Here is a 20603-nt window from a genome sequence, read left to right as displayed (position 1 = left end):
GTATGGAACTCGTCAGCGTAGATATCGGCGGCACGCATGCCCGTTTCGCCATCGCCACCATCAATGACGATGGTTCGATCACGCTGAGCGAGCCCGAAACGCTCCACACCGAAGACCACGCCAGTTTTCAGACCGCATGGCAGGATTATCGCGAACGCATGGGCGGCAGCCTGCCTCCACACGTTTCCATGGCGATCGCCGGACCGGTGGGCGGCGATGTGATCCGCTTCACCAACAATCCGTGGATCATCCGTCCCGGCCTCGTGAAGGAGAAGCTGGGCGTCGAAAACTACTGCATCGTCAATGACTTCGAGGCCGTGGCCCATGCCGTGGCGCGTGTCGGCGAAGACCAGTTCATCCACCTGACCGGCCCAGACAAGCCGCTTGCGCCAACGGGGCGCCTGAGCGTGCTCGGTCCGGGCACGGGACTTGGCGTTGCGCATCTCTATCGCGAGCCCGACGGGACTTATCGCGTGTCGGCGACGGAAGGCGGCCATATCGATTTCGCCCCGCTCGACCAGATCGACGATGCCATCCTCGCCCGCCTGCGCAAGCGCCACACGCGCGTCTCAGTCGAACGCGTGGTCGCTGGCCCCGCCATTTCCGATATCTACCAGACGCTTGCAGCGATGGAGGGACGTCCGGTCGCCGAGGAAGACGACATCGCCATCTGGACCCGGGGCCAGGACGGCAGCGACAGTCTCGCTGCCGCAGCAGTCGACCGTTTCTGCATGTCGCTCGGCAGCGTCGCCGGAGACATCGCCTTGGCCCAGGGCGGCTTTGGCGGCGTCGTGATCGCCGGCGGCCTTGGCTACCGCATCCGCGAAACCCTGCTGAAGTCGGGCTTCGCCGAGCGCTTCAAGGCCAAGGGCCGCTTCCAGGAACTGATGGCCTCGATCCCGGTCAAACTGATTACCCATCCGCAGCCCGGCCTGTTCGGGGCGGCCGCCGCTTTCGCGAGAGAACACGCATGAACATTGCCGACATCATGAAAACTGCGCCGGTCATTCCGGTGATCGTCGTCGACGAGGTGGAGCATGCCGTCCCACTCGCCCGTGCGCTGGTCGCAGGCGGACTGCGCGTGCTCGAAGTGACCTTGCGCACACCTGCCGCGCTCGATGCGATTGCCGCGATGAAACAGGTCGATGGAGCGATCGTGGGTGCAGGCACGGTGACGAACCAACAGGACCTCGCCAATGCCATCCAGGCGGGCAGCGAATTCATCGTCTCGCCCGGCCTGACCGAACCGCTGGGCAAGGCAGCCATTCGCGAAGGCATTCCCTTCCTGCCCGGCATCGCCAATGCCGGCGACATCATGCGCGGGCTGGACCTCGGCCTCACGCATTTCAAGTTCTTCCCGGCCATGGCGGCAGGCGGCCTGCCTGCGCTCAAGGCTCTGGCAGCCCCGTTCGGCCAATGCCGCTTCTGCCCGACCGGCGGTATCTCGGAAGCCAATGCAAGCGAATGGCTGGCTTTCGACCCGGTGCTCTGCGTCGGGGGAAGCTGGGTCGCGCCGCGCGGCCCGGTGGACGAGGCAGCAGTCGAGGACATGGCGCGCAAGGCCTGCGAACTGGGACGGTAAGCGCCGCCTCCACGACCGTTCCGCAACGGGACTGCGCTCGCTCCATTCATGGAAAAGCGCAGGCTAATCGCCTATATACAAGCCCATGAACGCGATTCTGAGATGGATTGGTGGAACGACGCTGGTGGTGGCCCTCGGCCTCGCCGCGCTGGCGTTCGGCGTGACCAGCAGCGCGCAGCCCGAAGTCGAGGAAGCGCGCGAGTCAGCAACGCCCGTAAAGCTCCAGCCAGAAGCGGCAATCCTCGCCAAGCTCGAGGCGGACGCCAAGCGTCCCTTCACCATCCGCCGGGTCCTGCCGATCGAAGGCCCGATCAAATACGGTGAATGGCACTGGGACGACGAGGGCGTGCCGGAAGGCCCGCTGCTCATCACGGTGGACCTTCAGGCGCGCACCATCTCCATCTTCCGCGACGGGTATGAAATCGGTGCCGCTGCCGTCATGCTCGGCACGGACGAACATCCCACGCCGACAGGCACCTTCCCGATCCTCACCAAGGAACGGCACAACGTTTCCGAGAAATACGGCAATGCGCCCATGCCCTGGACGCTGCGCCTGACGTGGGACGGGATCGCCATCCACGGCGGCTCCGAGGTGGAGAACGGCTATGCCAGCCACGGCTGTGTCGCCATTCCCGATCCGCTCGCCGCGCGTCTGTTCGACATCGCGAAGAAGGGCGACAAGGTCATCATCACCGATGGCAAGCGCATCGGCGTGGGCGACCCCATCATCTAATCGCTGCGCCGGGGCGGCTCCTTGCTGCAGTAATAGCTATCGTCGCGGCGTTCGACGAGAATGCCCGCAATATTCGCGCGTTCACGGCCGGTTTTCAGGAACTCGATAACCTCGCCCAGGGTGATCGTTGCACCCAGCGTCGTCATTGCCCTGCGCACAATGCGTGCATTGGTGTCCAGCAAGTTCGTATAGGGGACGCGGACTTCATCGTCGCTCACTTCCGCAGAGCCTTCCCAGCTCATGTCCGCCAGTGACTGGAGCGTACGCTCCGCCTCCTCCAGATGCGCTGCCGAGCGTGCCAGTGCGGCGGCGTCCAGCCAGTCCGCTTCCGCCAGCGCCTTGCGCATCCTGACCCTGTCATAGCGCTCGTCGTGATTGCTCGGATCGTCGACAAAATCGAAATCGCTCGCTTCGACGATGGTGCGAAGTTCATCCCGGCGAAATTCCAGCAGCGGCCGCAGGATATCGGCATCGCACCCCTCGATCCGCGTACGTGAGCGGATACCTGCAAGCCCGCCCAGCCCGCTGCCGCGATTGATCCGCATGAGAAGCGTTTCCGCCTGGTCGTCGGCATGATGCGCGGTCGCAATGGCCTCGATACCGCGTTCGCGCGCCCACTCGCCCAGCGCGGCGTAACGCGCAATCCGCGCCTGTACCTGCGTGTTGCCTTCGGCGACTGTCACCTTGAGGATATCGCAGTCGACGCCCAGTTTCCGGCACGCATCGGCCACCAGGGCACATTCCTGCGCCGCCTCGGGCCGCAGGCCATGGTCGACCGTGGCGACTGCCAGTCTTTCGGTATCCAGAGCCTCGGCTGCAAGCAGCAGCATCGCCATGCTGTCGGCCCCGCCAGACACGGCGAGGCCAAGTACCTCATGATCGAGGCGCAACCGATTGAGGTCGCCGAGGAATCGATCGATCAATTCACCGGCGATCGCCACGTCAGCTGCAGGTCACTCGGCCGAGATTGCGTTCGTACTGGCTCTGCAAGCGTCCTGCGGCCAGCGCAGGATAGGTCTCGCCGAATTCGGCCAATGCGATGCAGGCGCGCTTCGTATCGTCGAGGGCAATCATCGCCTCGGCGAGATAGAGCAGGCTGTCACCTGCACGCGGCGCGTTCTTGTCGGCCTGGTAGTTCCGCAGGAACCAGGGAGCCGCATCGTTCGGTTTGCCATCGTCCAGATATGCGCGGCCCAGCAGGTTGCGGCCATAGGTCGCGCGCCAGTGGCTGGGATAGCGTTCCACGAACAGGGTCAGCTGCTGCTGCGCTTCGGGGAAGAAGCCCGCGTCCCACAGGCGGAAACCGTAGGAATATTCGTCATCTGCCGCATCGTCAGTCTGCGGCTTGGCGATCGCCTGGACTGCCGCAACACGCTCTGCGCTGGGCTGTGCAGCGGGTGTCGGAGTGGGCGTCGGCGTGGGTGTCGACGTTGCCGCAGGCCGCGTAGTCGACGCCGTGCTGGAAGGCGTGGTGGCCGCAGGCGCAGGGGAAGGGGCCGGAGCATTGGCCGCCTCAAGCGCTTCGATCCGCTCTTCGAGCAGGCGCATGGCATTGCCGCCGACCTCGTACTGGGCGGTCAGGCGCTGAAGCTGGCTTTCGAGCGCATCGAGGCGGGCGAGGATATCGGTAACGGCAGTCGTCGAAGTCGTCGTGCTCACGCTCGGGCGAGCGGCGGGCTGTCCGGAAATCTCGGGCTCGAAATAGCGTCCGTCCCCGCCCGGGAAGACCTTGCGCTGCAAGGCCCGGACTTCGGCTTCCAGCTTGCGAATGCGCGTCTGGGAATCGTCCTGTGCCGCAGCCGGCATGGAAGTCGCCACCAGTGCAACGGCAATAGCGCCAAGTCCGAAACCACGTGCAATGCGGGTCGATGTCACGCCCGTTCTCCTCAATTCGAAATCACTATGAATCTAGCCCTACCCCCGCGAAACTGTCGAGGGGATGAAGCGGGTTTTCCGCCGCGATCAGGTTGCAGGCGTTGCCGCTCCGGCAGGCGGTTCGGGAGCGGCATCGGCAGCTTCTTCGGGCGCCGGGCGGGCCAGCAAGGCCTCGGCTGTGACCGGAACGTCGCGCACCACCTCGTCCTCTTCGGACAGTTTGGGCACCGAACGTCCGCCGATCGTGATCGCCAGCGCATAGGGGCGGCCGGTCCATATCTGCGGACCCTCCGCATCGGCGGGAACGGTATAGGTGTCGCCGGCATTCATCTGCGCTTCGTAGAGGCGTTCACCGCTGGCGTCGTAGAACTTGACCCATGTCTCGTCCATTTCGCTGGTGAAGACGACCGGACCACCGGTCGGCTGCGCCACCGGAGCAGGCTCGCTCGCCTGCGGATTGTCGGCAGCGGCAAACTGTTCTTCGGGATCCTGCAGCGGCGCGGGCCCCAGGCCGGGCGCAAAATAGCTGCGGTAAAAAGCGTAGATTCCGCCCATGAGGAGAATTGCCGCAAACACGGCGAACCACGCAAGCCCGCGTCCCGGCACACGTGCCGGATCGCCCGGCTCGAATTTCGCAGGAGTGGCATCAACATTGCCGCGGTGCTCGGCAAGCTCGGCACGCACCTGGTCGAGCACTTCGCGTTCGTCGAGGTCCAGCGTGCGCGCATAGGTGCGGCTGAACCCGATGGCATAGGTGCGCGATGGCAGGGACGCAAAGTCGCCCGCCTCGATCGATTCAAGGTGGCGTTGAGGAATGCGGGTCTCCGCCGCGACCTGCTCAAGCTCGAGGCCTTTTGCCTCGCGCGCAGCGCGCAGTCTGTCACCCACGCGGTCCATGCGCGCGCTCTCCTCTTCGACGATGCCGTCTTCTTCCATGCGATTCCCGAATGATTAGTGCCCGGCGGGTGTTCCCGCTCCCGTTGACGCCAGAATGGGATCGGAGGCCTTCCTGTCAAGCATTGATCGGGCCGCGATCACGCCTTGGGGACGAGCCGCGCGCGCTGCGCGACGAAATCAGTCGAGGTCGATGTCGTTGTCCGCCGCCCACTGGGTAAGCTCGGCCCGCATATCCGCCGGAGGGTTGAGCAACCAGCGCTGCATCTGTGCCGACAGGTCGGGCAGATAGACCTTGCGCACCAGTTCCTTGATCGGGCCGACCGCTGCGGGCGTGATCGAGAAACGCGTAAAGCCCAGCCCCATCAGGGCCAATGCCTCCAACCGCCTGCCGCCCATTTCCCCGCACACCGCCAAGCGGACCTTGGAGCCGACCATGTTCTTCGCGATCCGGTCCATGAAGCGCAGGATCGCAGGGCTGAGCCAGTCATAGCGTTCGGCCAGCTTGGGGTTGGCCCGGTCCGCTGCGAACAGGAACTGGGTGAGGTCGTTTGTGCCGACAGAAATGAACGAAACCTTCGGCAGGAGCAGGTCGAGCACCTCGGCCAGCGAAGGCACCTCGAGCATGCAGCCATATTCGATGCTTTCCGGCATGTGGCGGCGTCGCTGGCGAAGGAAATCGGCTTGCTCTTCGAAGATCGCCTTGGCCGCATCGAATTCCCACGGTTCGCTGACCATCGGGAACATGACCGAAAGCTGCCGTCCCGCAGCCGCTTCCAGCAAGGCGCGGGCCTGCGCCTTCAGCAACCCTTCGCGTTCCAGCGACAGGCGCAGGGCTCGCCAGCCCATGGCCGGGTTCTCGTCCCGCTCGGCAGTGTTGTTGTCGAGATAGGGCACTGCCTTGTCGCCGCCGATATCGACGGTGCGGAAGATGACCTTCTTGCCGTCCGCCGCATCGAGGACGTCGCGATAGAGCCGCATCTGCCGCTCGCGCTGGGGAAGCGTCGAAGAGACGAGGAACTGGAACTCTGTCCGGAATAGGCCGATGCCGTCGGCCCCGGTCAATTGCAGCGCGCTCACATCGTCGCGCAAGCCTGCATTGATCATCACCGTGACGCGGGTGCCGTCGCGGGTGAAAGGTTCGACATCGCGCAATTCGGCATACGTCGCCTGCTTTTCGCGGTTGCGCGCAAATCGCGCTTCGAACGCATCGAGCATGGTTTGCGAAGGGCGAAGGGTGACCGTGCCCTTGTCCGCATCGACCAGGATCTCGTCGCCTTCGCTCACGCGCGACCGGAAGCCGGGTACGCGCCCCAGCACCGGGATACCCATCGCCCGCGCGACGATCACGACATGGGCGGTAAGCGAGCCTTCCTCCAGCACCACGCCCTTCAGCCGGCGCCGATCGTATTCGAGCAGTTCGGCAGGGCCGAGATTGCGGGCGATCAGGATGGTATCGCGCCTCAGGCCTTGCGAAGCAGCGGTCCCGAGCTGGCCGGACACGATGCGCAGCAAGCGGTTCGACAGGTCTTCCAGATCGTGCATCCGGTCCGCCAGCAGCGGATCGTCGATTTCGCGCATGCGCATCCGGGTGCGCTGCTGGACGCGTTCGATCGCGGCTTCCGCGGTCAGTCCACTGTCGATCGCTTCGTTGATCCGGCGGCTCCACCCTTCGTCATAGGCGAACATCTTGTAGGTCTCGAGAACCTCCACATGCTCGCCGCCCTTGCCGAATTCCGGCTCCTTGCCCATCGCATCGATCTGGTCGCGCATCTTGTCGAAGGCGCGGTAGACCCGCTGGCGTTCGGCCTCGACGTCTTCCGCCATGACCTGGTCGATCTCGATGCGGGGCTGGTGGAAGACCGCGACGCCGGCCGCGAGGCCTTTCACCAGGGTAAGGCCGTCGAAAATCTCCATTTCGGTCGACGGTTCGCCAAAGTCCAGGTCGGCCTCGTCATCGACCAGTTCCTTGTGGGCGATAAGCTCAGACAGGACCATGGCGGTGGTCTGCAGGGCCTCGATCTCGACGTCCTCGTACTTGCGCGGATCCATGTGCTGGACGCACAGCACGCCGACCGCGCGCTCGCGGTAGACGATGGGCACGCCGGCGAAGGAATGGAACTTTTCCTCCCCCGTTTCAGGGCGATAGAGGAAGTCCGGGTGCGCCTTGGCCTCCGCAAGGTTCAGCGTTTCGATGTTCTGGGCGATCGTGCCCGTCAGCCCTTCGCCGATGCCCATGCGGGTGACGTGGACCGCTTCGGGGTTAAGGCCGCGAGTGGCGTAGAGTTCGAGTGCCCCTTCGCGCAGGAGGTAGATCGAGCACACTTCGCTCGACAGCGCATCGGCGATGATTTCGACCACGCGATCGAGTTTGTGCTGGGCGTGCGTGCGCCCGGCCATAACTTCGTGAAGGCGCGTTAGAATCTGGCGAGCGGATGCAACTGCTGACATGGCTCGCAGCTATAGCAAAATTGGTGGGTTGCGAAAGCGGGACGCTGGCACAAGGCCATGCCCCGCCTTCGATGCGGGCCTCTTAATTGGCGGCCAGTTCTTCCTTGATCAGAAGCTTCTGCTTCTTGATCTTCTGGATCATCGCAATGTCGGGCGCCGGGCGGGTCTGTTCATCGTGCAGGCGAGCTTCGAGCCCGGCGTGCTTGGCCTTCAGTGCGTCGACATGGGATGAGTGCATCGGGTTGTCTCCTTCGTGAGCTTGCGACCCATTAGAAGCGACTCGTGCCATTGCGGAACGAGCCGCAGACCGATTATCAAATCATACTATTGTGAATTTACAAAGCCCCGCCTTAGGGTCATGCGACAGGCCGAGATTTTGGGAAGACGACCGTGAACGAACAAGAGCTGCGCAAACGCCTGGAAATGCTGCGTAGCGAGCATCGCGACCTCGATGTCGCGATCGCCGCGCTGACCGAAGCGGGCGACCAGGGCGGCTTTACCGACCAGCTCCAGATCGCGCGCCTGAAGAAGCGCAAGCTGATCCTGAAAGACCGGATATCGGTGATCGAGGACAATCTCATTCCCGATATCATCGCCTGAACGCGCGCGTCTCTTAGCGGGACAAGCCCGCCACCGCGTTGGCAAACGGGCGCGTATTGCTCTATCGGCCCGGACACATGATCGCATCCACAGCCATAACCCAGCAGATCGTCGAAGAACTCTACGCCGAAGCGCTGCTTCTGGCGGACGAGGCGCGGACCGCCTTCGACCTGAGCGATGCGCAGGACCCGGTCCTGGAAGCCAATGAAGTCCGGATCGCGATGTCGATCGAAGGCCTGCGCACGACGACGCGGGTAATGAATTCCCTGGCCTGGCTGCTCAACCAGCGCGCCTATTTTTCCGGTGAATTGAGCCGCGAGCAGTTGAAGAAGCACGGCACGCTCGGCGAAGAGCGCCCCTCCGACCCGCGCAACATGGCGCGGCTTCCGCTCAAGGTGCGTTCCCTGATCCGCGACACCGAGCGCCTGCATGGCCGTGTGGCCCGGCTCGACCGTGAACAACGTTCGCGCGACGCGGCGAATGACGATCCGGTCGGCAGTCTCCGGGGCCGTATTGCCGACGCGTTCGGCGCCGCCTGATCAGGCAGCCGACAGCGCCTTGGCGTAGCGCGCTAGACGGGCTTCGCGCACGTCCGCATCCATCGACGGCGTGAAGGTATCGGCCTTGCCGCGCATCTGCGCCGCGGCCGCGTCGAGCGAGGGATATAGCCCCGCCCCGACGGCCGCACAGACCGCTGCACCAAGCGCAGTTGTCTCCACGAATTCCGGCCGCTCGACCTCGATATCGAGAATGTCGGCGAGATCCTGCGCCATCCAGTCGTTGGCGCTCATCCCGCCGTCGATCCTGAGGCTCGCCCAGGGCGCCCCATCGGCGGCGAATGCCTGCGCAAGGTCATGTGTCTGGTGCGCCATGGCCTCCAGCGCAGCGCGCGCGATCTGCGCCTTGCCGCTGGCGAAACTGAGACCCGAGATGACGCCGCGCGCTTCGGGCATCCAGTGCGGCGCGCCAAGTCCGGCAAGCGCAGGCACGATCACCACTTCGCCGCTGTCCTCGATGGACCGTGCCAGTTCTTCCGTCTGCGCGGCGCTCTCGATGAGGCCCAGCTCGTCGCGCAAGTACTTGATAAGACTGCCGGCAACGAAACAGGCACCCTCGATCGCATAGGTCCGCTGCCCGTCCGACTGGTGCAGGACCGTGCCGAGAAGCCGGTGGTCCGAGCGGGGAATGTCGCTGCCCTTGTTGGTGAGGACGAAGGCCCCCGTCCCGTAGGTCGCCTTGGTTTCGCCGAACGAGAGGCAGCTCTGCCCGATGGTTGCCGACTGCTGGTCTCCCACGAGACCGGTGATGGGGACAGCCTGCCCCAGCCACTCTTCCGTCGCGACGGCAAGTTCGCCATGCGTATCGACAACCCGCGGCAGGCTTTCGCGCGGAACGCCGAACAGCTTGCACAAATCCTCGTCGAATTGCTCGCCATCGAGTGCGAGAAGCAGCGTCCGGCTGGCGTTGCTGGCATCGGAAATATGCGTCCCGCCCGACAGCTTGAAGACCAGCCAGCTCTCCACCGTGCCGAAGGCGAGCGTGCCGTTGTCGTGCGCGGCTTTCACCGCCTCGTCATTGTCGAGCATCCAGCGCATCTTCGTGCCAGAAAAATACGGATCGAGCAGCAGGCCGGTGCGCTGCTGGACCGACGGTTCGTGCCCTTCATCCTTGAGCTTAGCGCAGAAACCGGAGGTCCGGCGATCCTGCCACACGATTGCGCGCGCCAGGGGTTCGCCAGTGTTCCGGTCCCAGGCGACGACCGTCTCGCGCTGGTTGGTAATACCGATGGCGGCGATACGACCCGCATCATCGCCCACCGCTTCGCGCATGCAGCCAAGCGTCTTTTCCCAGATTTCCGCCGCATCGTGTTCCACCCAGCCGGGGCGCGGATAGTGCTGCGTCAGTTCGGCCTGGCATACCGCCTCCAGCCCGCCCTGCCTGTCGAAGACCATCGCCCTGGTGGACGTCGTTCCCGCGTCGAGAACAAGAATACGCTCGGCCATGATTTCTCCCTCTTCACCGGCAGGTGGTGACATGAACCGCCACCTCCCCCATATGCAACCCCATGGCAGGCCCTCCTCCCAAACCATGGCCCACGGGCGAAGCGCAGCAGCTCGAACCGCTGGTGCGGCGCGTGCTGGCCCCCAACCCCTCGCCCTATACCTATACGGGCACGCAGTCCTACGTCGTGGGCATCGGCGGCGGCTGTGCGGTGGTCGACCCGGGTCCGGACGATCCCGAACACCTCCTTGCGCTCGATGCGGCGATCGGTGACGAGCACGTCTGCGCGATCATGTGCACCCACACGCACCGCGACCATTCGCCTGCCGCCCGCCCCCTTGCCGCGCGCACAGGTGCGCCCATCGTCGGATGCGCCCCGCTCGTGCTCGACGACAGCGGTCCGCGCGCCGACGCATCGTTCGACCGGACTTACGAACCCGACCGCGTGCTGGCCGATGGAGAGGCGATGACCGGCCCCGGCTGGACCTTGCGCGCAGTGGCGACGCCCGGCCACGTGTCGAACCACCTGTGCTTCGCGCTGGAGGAAAGCGGCGCGCTGTTCACCGGCGATCACGTGATGGGCTGGTCCACCAGCGTCGTCGTGCCGCCCGACGGGGACATGGCCGATTACATGGCCAGCTTAGAAAAGCTCTACGCCCGCGAGGACAGGGTCTATTATCCTGCGCATGGCGAGGCGATCGAAAAGCCGCGCCAGATGGTTCGCGGGATGATCGGCCACCGCCGCCAGCGCGAGAACCAGATCCTGCGCCATTTGCAGGAAGGCCCGCTGGAAGCGAAAGACTTCGTGCCCAGGATGTACAAGGGCCTCGATGCACGCCTGCATGGGGCGGCGAAGATGTCGGTTACCGCCCACCTCATCGATCTGGAACGCCGTGGACTTGTCCAGCGTTCTGGAGAGGTATGGCAAACAAAACCAAGCACGCAGACACCCTAGAAACCGGCACCGTGGCGACGCCGCGCAAGGAGCAATCGCTCGCGCGGGTGCAGGCGGTTCCGTGGCTCATCGTCATCCTCCTCATTGCCGCCTGCGCATGGCTCGGCTGGCGCGCGTTCTTCCACCAGGAAGAAGGCGATCCGGTCGCCAGCGCCATGCTCGCGTTCGAAAAGCAGAATTCGCTGACCGTGTTCTCGTCGCGCTTCGAAGTCGTGGCGGAGAGCGTCGACAAGCGCGGTGTCCTGGGCGTCGACCTCCTCGAAAGCAGGCAGGCGGCAGTCATTCCGGCGACGGTCGAATATCGCCTCGACCTTTCGCGCATGGATCGCGATCGCTTCGAATGGGATGAGGCCAGCGACACGCTCGACGTGATCCTGCCCGCGCTCAAGATTTCGCGCCCCAATCTCGACGAAGGATCGCAGACCACCTTCACCGAGGGCACTTACGTCAGCCGCGACGCGAGCAGCGATCTCGCCCGCAACAATTCGCGCCAGGCCGAACGCAAGGCGGCGGAGTTTGCCAAGAACCCCCAGGTCATCGCCATGGCCCGCAGCGCTGCCAAAGAGGCGGTGCGTCAGAACCTCGCCATCCCGCTACAAGTCGCGGGCTATGAGGACATAACAGTCAATGTGCGTTTCGATGGGGAAACGCCGCAGGACTAATTGACGGGTCTTCGCTCCCCCGATAGCTTTTGAGGCCATAACGAAAAACAAGACTGGTCGCGTGAACTTGGGGGAGGGAACGACGATGGCATCCACTGCCGCTCAACCGAATACGACTGCGGACCGGGGCAATACCCGCTTTTTCACCATCATGGCTGTCGTCATGTCGACGATTATCGTCGCAGGCTTTTCGCTCAACCTCGCGATGGGCCGGTCCAGCTTCAACGTGCCCTGGGCCTATCACGTCCATGGCATCATCTTCATGTCTTGGATCGGGCTCTACCTCGCCCAGCATTTCACCGCCTCTTCGGGCAATTGGGCGCTGCACCGCAAGCTGGGCAAACTCGCCTACTTCCTCGTCCCGCTCATGGTCGCGGCCGGATCCCTGATCATGGTCGTCGTTGCGCAGCGGACCGGCGGCCCGTTCTTCTTCGACGTGAACGAATTCCTCATCAGCAATTTCGCGCTGGTCTGGTGCTTCGGCTTCCTCGCCTTCTGGGCCTTGCGACGCCAGCGCTACACCGGCTGGCACCGGCGGTTGATGCTGTGTTCCATGGCCATCCTGCTGGGGCCGGGCGTCGGACGCCTGCTCCCCCTGCCCTTGATGATTCCCAATGCGTGGACCATCACCACCATCGTCACGATGATCTTTCCCGTGATCGGCATGATCGCCGACAAGCGCAAACTCGGGCATGTCCACCCGGCCTATTGGTGGGGCCTCGGCATTTACGCCGGCGTCTTCGTGGTTTCGATGCTGATCGCCTATTCGCCTGTAGGATATGCGATTACGGATTGGGTCGTCGCCGGAACGCCCGGGGCCGAACGCCCGATGGAAGCGTTCCTCCCGCCCGGCTTCACAATGTAGCGGTTCGCGGAACCCCCTCGCCTCGCCAGCCATTCTGTCTATAAGCGCATCAAACGCATCAGACGGGACAGATTATGACTGCCGAAACCAGCCTGCCGACCGGGGAAGACCTGCTCAGCGAAATCGATCGCCTCCGCAAGGAGAAGAACGCGATCATCCTGGCGCATTATTACCAGACCGCGGATATCCAGGACATCGCCGATTTCGTGGGCGACAGCCTGGAATTGTCGCGCAAGGCAGCGGAAACCGATGCCGACGTCATCGTGTTCTGCGGCGTGAAGTTCATGGCCGACACGGCCAAGATCCTCAGCCCAGAAAAGATCGTTGTCCTCCCCGACATGGACGCCGGGTGCAGCCTCGAAGACAGCTGCCCGCCCGAAAAGTTCAAGGCTTTCCGCGAAGCCCATCCGGACCACATCGCGCTTACCTACATCAACTGCTCGACCGAGGTGAAGGCCCTGTCGGACGTGATCGTCACCAGCTCCAGCGCGGAAACGATCATCAGCCAGATCCCCGAAGACCAGAAGATCATCTTCGGCCCCGACCGTCACCTTGGCGGCTACATGAGCCGCAAGTTCAACCGCGAAATGCTGCTGTGGCCGGGTGTCTGCATCGTGCACGAGGCTTTCAGCGAGACCGAACTGCTCAAATTGAAGGCCCAGCAGCCCGATGCGCCTGTCGCTGCGCACCCCGAATGCCCGCCGACGATAATCGACCATGCCGATTACGTCGGCTCGACCAGCGGCATCCTGCAATTCGCCAAGACATTCGAAGGCGACACGCTGATCGTCGCGACCGAACCGCACATCATCCACCAGATGGAAAAAGCCCTGCCCGAGAAGAATTTCATCGGCGCCCCGGGTGCGGACGGCAACTGCAGCTGCAATATCTGCCCCTACATGGCGCTAAACACCATGGAGAAGATGTACGCCTGCCTGCGCGATCTCGAACCGCGCATCGAAATCGAGGAAGGGCTGCGCCTCAAGGCCAAGCAAAGCCTCGACAAGATGCTCGAAATGGCCAGCGGGACCATCGGCAAGGGCGATCTGAGCAAAGTCTGAGGCACCGAGAGCGGTCATGCGCGTTTAGCCCTGCATGACCGCTGAAATCCGCTTTTTCTGGGCGCGCCTGAACGCCAACTACTGGTTCTACCCGGCGCTGTTCTCGATCCTGGCCGCGCTTCTGGCCTTTGCGATGGTGTGGCTGGATCGCTCCGGTTTCGCCGAATTCCTCAATGACGTGAACTGGCTCGTCCCCGCCCGGCCCAAGGGCGCGGCGGACATGCTGACGGTCATGGCCGGCAGCATGATCGGTGTCGCCTCGACGGTATTCTCGATCACGATCGCGGCGGTCGCCTATGCCAGCGGCAATTACGGGCCGCGGCTGCTGACGAACTTCATGGAAGATCGCGGCAACCAGCTGAGCCTTGCGACCTTTATCGGCAGCTTCGTCTATTCCCTCCTGGTCCTTCGCGCCGTTCGCGCCGAAGACGAGACGCCCGCCACGATCAGCGATGCGACGACCACCGCGCTGCCCGGTTTCACTCCGCAACTTTCGCTGCTCGTCGCCTACGTCCTGCTCGGCCTGTGCGTTGCGGTGCTGGTTTTCTTCCTCAACCACATCCCGTCCAGCATTCGTATCAACAAGGTGCTCGAAGGGATCGGCAGCCGCCTGCTCGATGCCATCCGCGAGACATATCCGGTCGAGGATGAGTTCGCCGATGCGCGCGAACCCGAAGGAGGCGATCCGATTACCGCCTGGGACACCGGCTATCTTCAGCTCATCGATTTCGAGGATCTCGAAAAAATCGCGCGGGAGTGCGGCTGCACTTTCTCGCTGGTCGTGCGGACGGGCGACTTCGTCCACCGCGAAATGGAACTCATGTGCATCAAGGGATGCAAACCGGAAAAGATCGAAGAGCGCGTTCGCGAGTGTTTCACGCTCGGCGCCACACGTACGCCTGAACAGGACCCCCAATTCCTGATCGACGAACTGGTGGAAATCGGCCTGCGCGCGCTCTCGCCCGGGATCAACGATCCTTTTACCGCGATTACGGCGCTACACTGGCTTGGCGCGGCGACGGCAGAAGTCGGACGCCGGGACCTGCGCAAGGACGTGTGCGGCGAAGACGCCGAGGACTGCCCCGTGATCCCTGCCCCCGACGGATTCGATCACTACGTAAAGCGCGGGTTCGGCGCGATCCGCAGTGCCGTGGCGACCTCGCCGATTGCAGCCGAGGTCATGCTGGACACGCTCGCCAATGCGGCCACTCCGCTCAAGCACGAAGAGCGCCAGGCCAGCCTCAAGGCCGAGGCGGACAAGCTGGCGGAACAGGTGAAGCTGAGCCTTGCCGGCCCGGACCTGGAGCGTTTCCAACAGCACCACAGCGAATTCAACCGCACCTTCTGGTGACGCTCAGCGCGTCCGGGGGACCTTGACCTTGCCTGCCGCACTGCGGGCGATGACCAGCGCGGTCCCGACCAGCGCCATGCCTGCGATGTCCAGCAGGGTGAGCATTTCTCCGAAGACCGCCCAGCCGATCGTCGCGCCAATGGCCGGCTGCAGCAGCAGCGCCATGCCGATGATCAGCGGCGGGAAATGGCGCAGCGAGAAGACGAGAAGGCCCTGCCCGATGACCTGGCTCGACAATGCCAGCAGGATAACCGGCTGCCAGCCTGCCGCGCCCGGCCAGATCGGCTCTCCGCTCGCCACTGCGATGGAGAGCAGGATCGGCGATGCGGCCAGCGAGACCAGCAAGAGCACGCTCCATTGCCCGAGCGCCGTTCTCGCGCGCTGTGCAGGCAAGAGGTAGAAGGCATAGAACAGGCCCGCAGCAAGGCAGAATAGGTCGCCGACGAAGCTCTCCTGCGAAATTTCTAGGCTGCGCCCCAAGAGGATCGCCGCGCCCAGCAAAGCCATGGCCACCCCCGAAAACTCGCGCCCGGATGGCGCACGGCGCAGGGCAATCAGCCCCCAGATCATCAGGATCACGCTGCCGGAATTCCCGAACAGAACCGCATTGCCGAGCCGCGTGCGCTCGATCCCGACGTGCCAGCTGGCAAGGTCGAGGGCGAAGAACACACCGGCCGCCACGGCAAGCAGCGCCAGCCGCTTGTCGAGCGGTTCGGGTGACCTTGTGCGCCAGGCGAGCAGCGCAAGAAGGGGGATCGGCAGCAGCAATCTCCAGAAGGCCGACGAGACGGGCCCCGTGTCCGCCAGCCTCACCAGCCAAGGACCGAGGGCAAGCGCGAAGTTGCCGGCAAGAAGAGCGACGAAGTGCCACGCGCCGGGCTGAAAGCCATTCTTGTCGGCCGGGGCGCTTGTTTCGCTCATCCCGGCCCCCTAGCTCTCCTGTCACAAGGAAGTCAGCAAAAAAGGACTTGTCCCACATGCATGCAAAGCTGTTCGAACCGCTCGCTCTCGGCGCGATCGAAACGAAGAACCGCGTCTACATGGCCCCGCTCACCCGCGGCCGTTCGACGCAGCCCGGCTCGATCCCGAATGAGATGATGGCGACCTATTACCGCCAGCGCGCAGGGGCAGGCCTGATCATTTCGGAAGCCACCGGCATCAGCGTGGAAGGCCTGGGGTGGCCCGCCGCTCCCGGCATCTGGAGCGATGAACAGGTCGAAGGCTGGAAGCCCGTGACACAGGCCGTGCACGAGGAAGGCGGAAAGATCGTCCTCCAACTGTGGCATATGGGCCGCCTCGTCCATCCCGATTTCCTCGGCGGCGAACCGCCGGTCTCGGCCAGCGCCACCTGCGCTCCCGGCCATGCCCACACGTTCGAGGGCCGCAAGGATTACCAGCCTGCCCGCGCGCTCGGCACGGACGAGATCGCCCGAGTTGTAGAAGATTATCGCCACGCCGCCGAGAATGCGAAAAAGGCCGGGTTCGACGGCGTCCAGCTGCACGGAGCGAACGGCTATCTGGTCGACCAATTCCTGCGCGACAGCACCAACCAGCGCGATGACGAGTACGGCGGCAGCCCGCAGAACCGCACGCGTTTCCTGCGCGAAGTGCTGACTGCCCTCATCGACGTATGGGGCGCCGACCGCGTCGGCGTGCGCTTGTCGCCCAACGGCGAGACGCAAGGGTGTGACGACAGCAATCCGCCCGCAACTTTCGGTGCCGCCGCGAAGGTGGTCGAAGAACTCGGCCTCGCCTTTCTCGAACTGCGCGAGCCGGGACCGGAAGGCACTTTCGGAAGCACCGACGTGCCCAAGCAAAGCCCGCTGATCCGCCAGATCTATTCGGGACCCCTGGTGCTCAACAGCGATTACTCCCCCGAAGATGCGGTGACCGACATCGAAGCGGGTCGTTGCGATGCCGTCAGCTGGGGGCGCGACTTCATCTCCAACCCCGACCTGCCGGAGCGTTTCCGCCTGGGCGCAGACCTGCAACCCAATGTAAACGTTCCGCAAAGCTGGTACCTTCCGGGACCTGAGGGATACATTGATTACCCCATGCTAACCAAACAGGAGCACACTGCGGCCAAGTGATTCGCACCGTCCCGGCGCGTGTCGCACGCTAAGGAGGGTTGCATATGCGCTCGTGGATCCAGGTCCCGGCGGACAAGGAGAAGGCCTTGGGCCAGGTTGCAGGCAGCGGCGCAGACGTCGTCGTCGTGGACCTGGCCCGCGCCGGAAATGCCGACGCGAAGCAGCACAGCCGCCTCGCAGCGCGCGACTGGCTCGTCTCGCACCGCGAGCAACTGGTTGCCGCCCGCCGCTTCGAACGCTGGGCGCGCGTAGGTCCCGTCTCGAGCCCGCAGTGGCGCGACGACCTCGATGCAGCGCTGGAGGGTGCACCTGATGGGATCGTCCTGGCCGGGTGTTCCGGCAGCGAGGATATCCAGCAATTCGCTGCCATGCTCTACGAAGGCGAAGCCAAGGCCGGACTGCGCAGCAATTCGATCCGCATCGTGCCCGAACTCGGCGGGACGCCGCTCGCAGCCCTCAACCTCGCTGCATTCGCGAACGAGCTCCATGCCCGCATCGTGGGTTACGGCTGGGACGCCGCGGCTCTCGCACGCTCCATCGGAGCGCGCAGGATGCGCGGGCCCGGCGGGTTGTGGATCGATCCGCTCGCCCATGTGCGCGCACAAGTCCTGCTTGCCGCTCATGCACGAGGCCTTCAGGCGATCGAGGCCGGTTTCCGCGACCATCGCGATGCAGAAGGTGCAGAGCGCGCTATCAAGGCAGCCCGCGCGGACGGGTTCACGGGAATGGTTGCGATGCACCCTTCACAGGTCGACGCGATCAACAGGAATTTCGCACCTTCGGCCGATGAAACCGCAGAAGCGCGCGAACTTATCGGGCTTTTCTCCCTAAATCCCGGAGCGGAGGTCATGCCGTTTCGCGGGCGCTATGTCGGGCAGGCCGAACTCGCCCGGGCCAAGGCCCTGCTCGGAGAAGCTTAAGCCTCGTCGTCCGCCTCGGCGGCGGGTGCCTCCCCTGCAGGCTCTGCCGGTTCTGCAGCGGGCGCTTCCTGATCGCTTTGCTCTTCGGGCTGAGCCGGTGCGGACCCGGAAGAAGGCGTCGCACTCTCGTTGGATGATTGTTGCTGCAATGCCGGAGGCTGCGAAGTGCGCGTGGCAAGCGGAAGCATGTCGTCGCTGATGGTGCCGCCCAGAACTTCGCCTTCCGCGGTCTGGCCCTCGTCTGAAGTTGCAACCTCGCTCGCCTCGTCCTGGCAGGCCGCAAGCAGCACCGCGCCAGCAACAATGATCCCGATCCGCTTCATGGCAACGCACATTCCTTTCCCGACAGCGCGGCGAGGAAGTCGCCGGCCCGCTGCCTGAGCGCTTCATCGAACGCCTCTGGCGTTGTGGCATGGCCCAGCCGTGCCATGCTTGTCACGCCGAATTCGTCGATCCCGCACGGCACGATGCCCGTGAAATGCGAAAGGTCGGGATCGAGGTTGACCGAAAAGCCGTGCATCGTGACCCACCGCCTGACCCGCACGCCGATGGCGCCGATCTTGGCTTCACGACCGTCCACATCGCGGGTCCAGATGCCGATACGCCCTTCGGAGCGCCAGCATTCGACACCCAGATCGCCCAGCGTCGCGATCACCCAGCCTTCCACCGAATGGACGAAGCAGCGCACGTCGCGTCCGCGTTCCTTCAGGTCGAGCATGATGTAGCCGATCCGCTGGCCGGGTCCGTGGTAGGTATAGCGGCCGCCGCGCCCCGCCTCGACCACTTCGAACCTCGGGTCGAGCAATTCCGCACCGTCGGCACTGGTACCGGCGGTGTAGACCGGCGGGTGCTCGAGCATCCACACCAGCTCGGGCGCTTCGCCCTCGGCAATCGCCCGGTTGCGGGCCTCCATCTGCTCGAGCGCTTCGCGATAGGGAACCCGCGCCTTTTCGGCACGCCATTCGACGCTATCGGTGAGCAAATCGTCCATCGTGATTGCGTGGCAATGCCCGCTGCGCTTATCAAGTGGGAAAGAGAGGGTAACGCGATGAAATTCGACTTCGACAAGGGCTGGAGCGAGGCGCTTGCCATGATCCGCAGCAATTTCGGGCTGCTGGCGACGATCGCGGGTGTCCTGATCTTCCTGCCGTCCGCATTCGCCGCGATCCTGTTCCCCGATGCGAGCCTGCAGATCGCCGGCGGCAATTCGGCGCAGCCCGACATGGACCAGCTGCAAGCGGCCATGCAGACACTGATCGCCGAATACTGGTGGCTGTTCCTTGTCGTCTTCCTGCTGACCAGCATTGCCCAATTGGCGATGTTCGCCTTCATGCGCCGCCGCGCGTCGCCAACGGTCGGGGAAGCACTCGGCACGGCTGCGGGCCTGCTGCCAAGTTTCGTCGGTGCCTATATCCTGCAGATCCTGGCGCTTATGGGTCCCTACGTACTGCTCGTGGCATTGCCGGCATTTGCAGGCCTTGCACCGATCGCCGTGGTCGGAGCGCTGGTGATGATCCCGCTGGTCATCTACCTGATGATCAAGTTCTCGCTGACAACGGCGGTGATCGGCCTCGAGGGAGAGCGCAATCCCGTTGCTGCCCTGCGCCGGTCATGGAAGCTGACGAAGGGCAATTCGTTTCGCCTGCTGGGCTTCTACCTGCTGCTGGCGGTTGCAGCCTTCATCCTGTTCCTGATCGCAGGCTGGGTCGTCGGCCTGGTCTTCTCGTTCGGTGGGCCGGAAACGGTCAGCTTCGGCACGGCTCTCTTCGCGGGCGTCGTCGATGCGCTATCGTCGGTATTCATGGTCAGCATCTTTGCCGCCATCCATGCCCAGCTATCGCGTCTCTCGGTAGCGGACGACAGCCTCGAAGCCTAGTTCTTCGGTTCTTTCCAGCCCCAGAACAGCTGGCAGGGAAGCACGTTGAGCGCCTCGAACCCGCGCTCGATCCGCTCGAAATGGGGCGCCATGTAGTCGCGCGCCTTGGCGGAGAACTGGTAGACCAGAAATGCTCCGCCGGGACGGATGACGCGGTAGGTCGCCTCTGCAATCGCGGGGCCTACGCCCGCAGGCAGGGTCGAAAACGGCAGGCCAGACAGAACGTAGTCGGCGTGATCGTGCCCGTGCGCCTTGACGATCTCTTCGACATCGGAGGCCGATCCGTGGACCGCGGTGAAGCGGCTGTCCACGAAGTGCTTGCGCAGATAGTCGATATAGAGCGGGTTGGTGTCGATCACGATCAGCGACCCGTCGCGCGGCAACCGGTCGAGCACGGCCTGACAGAACGTCCCCACGCCCGGACCGTATTCGACGAAGAGCTTGCACTCGTCCCATTTTACCGGGGCAAGCATCTTATCGATGGTGAAACGCGAGGACGGGATGATCGAGCCGACCATCTTCGGATGCTCCACGAACCCCCTGAAGAAGACGCCCCACTGGCCGAAAAACCGGGAAGCTTTCTGTTTGAACGAACGCCTTTCGAGCGCTCCGACACTGTTTGGTCCGGTCAAGTCCGGCCCCTCCTCACATCGAAAAGACAAGCACTTGCTGTGGCAGGCGCGCTTG

General features: G+C 64.0%; 23 protein-coding genes. 13 read left to right on the top strand and 10 right to left on the bottom strand.

Annotation, left to right across the window (positions count from 1 at the left end; translation table 11 throughout):
* Positions 1-2 precede the first annotated feature (2 nt).
* The 3 genes from glk (at position 3) to BM173_RS05295 (ending at position 2315) form a co-directional block, all read left to right on the top strand.
* Complete coding sequence (gene glk / locus BM173_RS05305) at positions 3-974, top strand: glucokinase (protein WP_090478075.1); 972 nt, start codon at positions 3-5, stop codon at positions 972-974.
* Complete coding sequence (gene eda / locus BM173_RS05300) at positions 971-1582, top strand: bifunctional 4-hydroxy-2-oxoglutarate aldolase/2-dehydro-3-deoxy-phosphogluconate aldolase (protein WP_090478072.1); 612 nt, start codon at positions 971-973, stop codon at positions 1580-1582. Before glk ends, eda begins: the two co-directional genes overlap by 4 nt.
* 85 nt (positions 1583-1667) lie before the next feature.
* A complete protein-coding gene (locus BM173_RS05295; RefSeq protein WP_090478069.1) occupies positions 1668-2315 on the top strand; it encodes a L,D-transpeptidase family protein in 648 nt (215 codons plus the stop codon).
* On the opposite strand, the gene tilS is transcribed toward BM173_RS05295, so the two are convergent.
* From tilS to BM173_RS05270, 5 genes are all read right to left on the bottom strand, one after another.
* Complete coding sequence (gene tilS, locus BM173_RS05290) at positions 2312-3256, bottom strand: tRNA lysidine(34) synthetase TilS (RefSeq protein WP_245755764.1); 945 nt, start codon at positions 3254-3256, stop codon at positions 2312-2314. The genes BM173_RS05295 and tilS overlap by 4 nt on opposite strands.
* A 1-nt stretch (position 3257) precedes the next feature.
* Positions 3258-4121 (bottom strand): tetratricopeptide repeat protein, encoded by an 864-nt coding sequence (locus BM173_RS05285; RefSeq protein WP_245755787.1) that lies wholly within the window; start codon positions 4119-4121, stop codon positions 3258-3260.
* Positions 4122-4277: 156 nt separating this feature from the next.
* Complete coding sequence (locus BM173_RS05280; protein ID WP_090478064.1) at positions 4278-5126, bottom strand: helix-turn-helix domain-containing protein; 849 nt, start codon at positions 5124-5126, stop codon at positions 4278-4280.
* A gap of 138 nt (positions 5127-5264) precedes the next feature.
* A complete protein-coding gene (gene ptsP / locus BM173_RS05275; protein ID WP_090478061.1) occupies positions 5265-7535 on the bottom strand; it encodes a phosphoenolpyruvate--protein phosphotransferase in 2271 nt (756 codons plus the stop codon).
* Between the two features lie 82 nt (positions 7536-7617).
* Positions 7618-7773, bottom strand: a complete 156-nt coding sequence (locus tag BM173_RS05270) for a DUF465 domain-containing protein (protein WP_090478058.1) — start codon at positions 7771-7773, stop codon at positions 7618-7620.
* 152 nt (positions 7774-7925) lie between these two features.
* Here BM173_RS05270 and BM173_RS05265 point away from each other — a divergent pair, with 152 nt between their 5' ends.
* Positions 7926-8135 carry a YdcH family protein gene (locus tag BM173_RS05265; RefSeq protein WP_090478056.1) on the top strand — a complete coding sequence of 70 codons (210 nt, stop codon included), beginning with the start codon at positions 7926-7928 and terminating at the stop codon, positions 8133-8135.
* A gap of 56 nt (positions 8136-8191) precedes the next feature.
* Complete coding sequence (locus BM173_RS05260; protein ID WP_245755763.1) at positions 8192-8674, top strand: DUF1465 family protein; 483 nt, start codon at positions 8192-8194, stop codon at positions 8672-8674.
* On the opposite strand, the gene BM173_RS05255 is transcribed toward BM173_RS05260, so the two are convergent.
* Complete coding sequence (locus BM173_RS05255; protein WP_090478050.1) at positions 8675-10138, bottom strand: glycerol kinase; 1464 nt, start codon at positions 10136-10138, stop codon at positions 8675-8677.
* Positions 10139-10200: 62 nt separating this feature from the next.
* Here BM173_RS05255 and BM173_RS05250 point away from each other — a divergent pair, with 62 nt between their 5' ends.
* The 5 genes from BM173_RS05250 to BM173_RS05230 all read left to right on the top strand — a co-directional run bounded on the left by BM173_RS05250 (position 10201) and on the right by BM173_RS05230 (position 15030).
* Positions 10201-11091: an MBL fold metallo-hydrolase gene (locus BM173_RS05250; protein ID WP_090478048.1), complete on the top strand. Its 891-nt coding sequence runs from the start codon at positions 10201-10203 to the stop codon at positions 11089-11091.
* Positions 11058-11753 (top strand): DUF4230 domain-containing protein, encoded by a 696-nt coding sequence (locus BM173_RS05245; protein ID WP_090478045.1) that lies wholly within the window; start codon positions 11058-11060, stop codon positions 11751-11753. The genes BM173_RS05250 and BM173_RS05245 overlap by 34 nt, the downstream gene beginning before the upstream one ends.
* 85 nt (positions 11754-11838) lie before the next feature.
* Positions 11839-12618 carry a hypothetical protein gene (locus tag BM173_RS05240; RefSeq protein ID WP_090478552.1) on the top strand — a complete coding sequence of 260 codons (780 nt, stop codon included), beginning with the start codon at positions 11839-11841 and terminating at the stop codon, positions 12616-12618.
* A 74-nt stretch (positions 12619-12692) separates the two neighbouring features.
* Positions 12693-13679 (top strand): quinolinate synthase NadA, encoded by a 987-nt coding sequence (gene nadA / locus BM173_RS05235; protein ID WP_090478042.1) that lies wholly within the window; start codon positions 12693-12695, stop codon positions 13677-13679.
* A 34-nt stretch (positions 13680-13713) separates the two neighbouring features.
* Complete coding sequence (locus BM173_RS05230) at positions 13714-15030, top strand: DUF2254 domain-containing protein (protein WP_090478040.1); 1317 nt, start codon at positions 13714-13716, stop codon at positions 15028-15030.
* Between the two features lie 3 nt (positions 15031-15033).
* Here BM173_RS05230 and BM173_RS05225 read toward each other — a convergent pair whose 3' ends face one another.
* The gene (locus BM173_RS05225) at positions 15034-15951 is read right to left on the bottom strand and encodes a DMT family transporter (protein WP_090478037.1); all 918 of its coding nucleotides are present in this window, start codon (positions 15949-15951) and stop codon (positions 15034-15036) included.
* 56 nt (positions 15952-16007) lie between these two features.
* Between BM173_RS05225 and BM173_RS05220 the strand changes: the two genes are divergently transcribed.
* Complete coding sequence (locus BM173_RS05220; RefSeq protein ID WP_090478031.1) at positions 16008-17120, top strand: alkene reductase; 1113 nt, start codon at positions 16008-16010, stop codon at positions 17118-17120.
* A gap of 44 nt (positions 17121-17164) precedes the next feature.
* Positions 17165-18040, top strand: coding sequence for an HpcH/HpaI aldolase/citrate lyase family protein (locus tag BM173_RS05215; protein ID WP_090478028.1), 876 nt, complete (start codon positions 17165-17167; stop codon positions 18038-18040).
* Here BM173_RS05215 and BM173_RS14570 read toward each other — a convergent pair.
* Positions 18037-18363 (bottom strand): hypothetical protein, encoded by a 327-nt coding sequence (locus BM173_RS14570; RefSeq protein WP_090478025.1) that lies wholly within the window; start codon positions 18361-18363, stop codon positions 18037-18039. The genes BM173_RS05215 and BM173_RS14570 overlap by 4 nt on opposite strands.
* Positions 18360-19031, bottom strand: a complete 672-nt coding sequence (gene lipB / locus BM173_RS05205; RefSeq protein ID WP_090478022.1) for a lipoyl(octanoyl) transferase LipB — start codon at positions 19029-19031, stop codon at positions 18360-18362. The genes BM173_RS14570 and lipB overlap by 4 nt, the downstream gene beginning before the upstream one ends.
* Before the next feature lie 57 nt (positions 19032-19088).
* Here lipB and BM173_RS05200 point away from each other — a divergent pair, with 57 nt between their 5' ends.
* Positions 19089-19916 carry a glycerophosphoryl diester phosphodiesterase membrane domain-containing protein gene (locus BM173_RS05200; RefSeq protein ID WP_177201806.1) on the top strand — a complete coding sequence of 276 codons (828 nt, stop codon included), beginning with the start codon at positions 19089-19091 and terminating at the stop codon, positions 19914-19916.
* Here the strand turns inward: BM173_RS05200 and BM173_RS05195 are convergent.
* Positions 19913-20548 carry a class I SAM-dependent methyltransferase gene (locus BM173_RS05195; protein ID WP_090478016.1) on the bottom strand — a complete coding sequence of 212 codons (636 nt, stop codon included), beginning with the start codon at positions 20546-20548 and terminating at the stop codon, positions 19913-19915. The genes BM173_RS05200 and BM173_RS05195 overlap by 4 nt on opposite strands.
* Positions 20549-20603 lie beyond the last annotated feature (55 nt).

It is taken from the genome of Qipengyuania nanhaisediminis, from assembly GCF_900115585.1.
GTDB classification, from domain to species: Bacteria; Pseudomonadota; Alphaproteobacteria; order Sphingomonadales; family Sphingomonadaceae; genus Qipengyuania; species Qipengyuania nanhaisediminis.
Note: the sequence above shows the minus strand (reverse complement) of the source record. Positions and strands in the feature narration are given on the sequence as shown.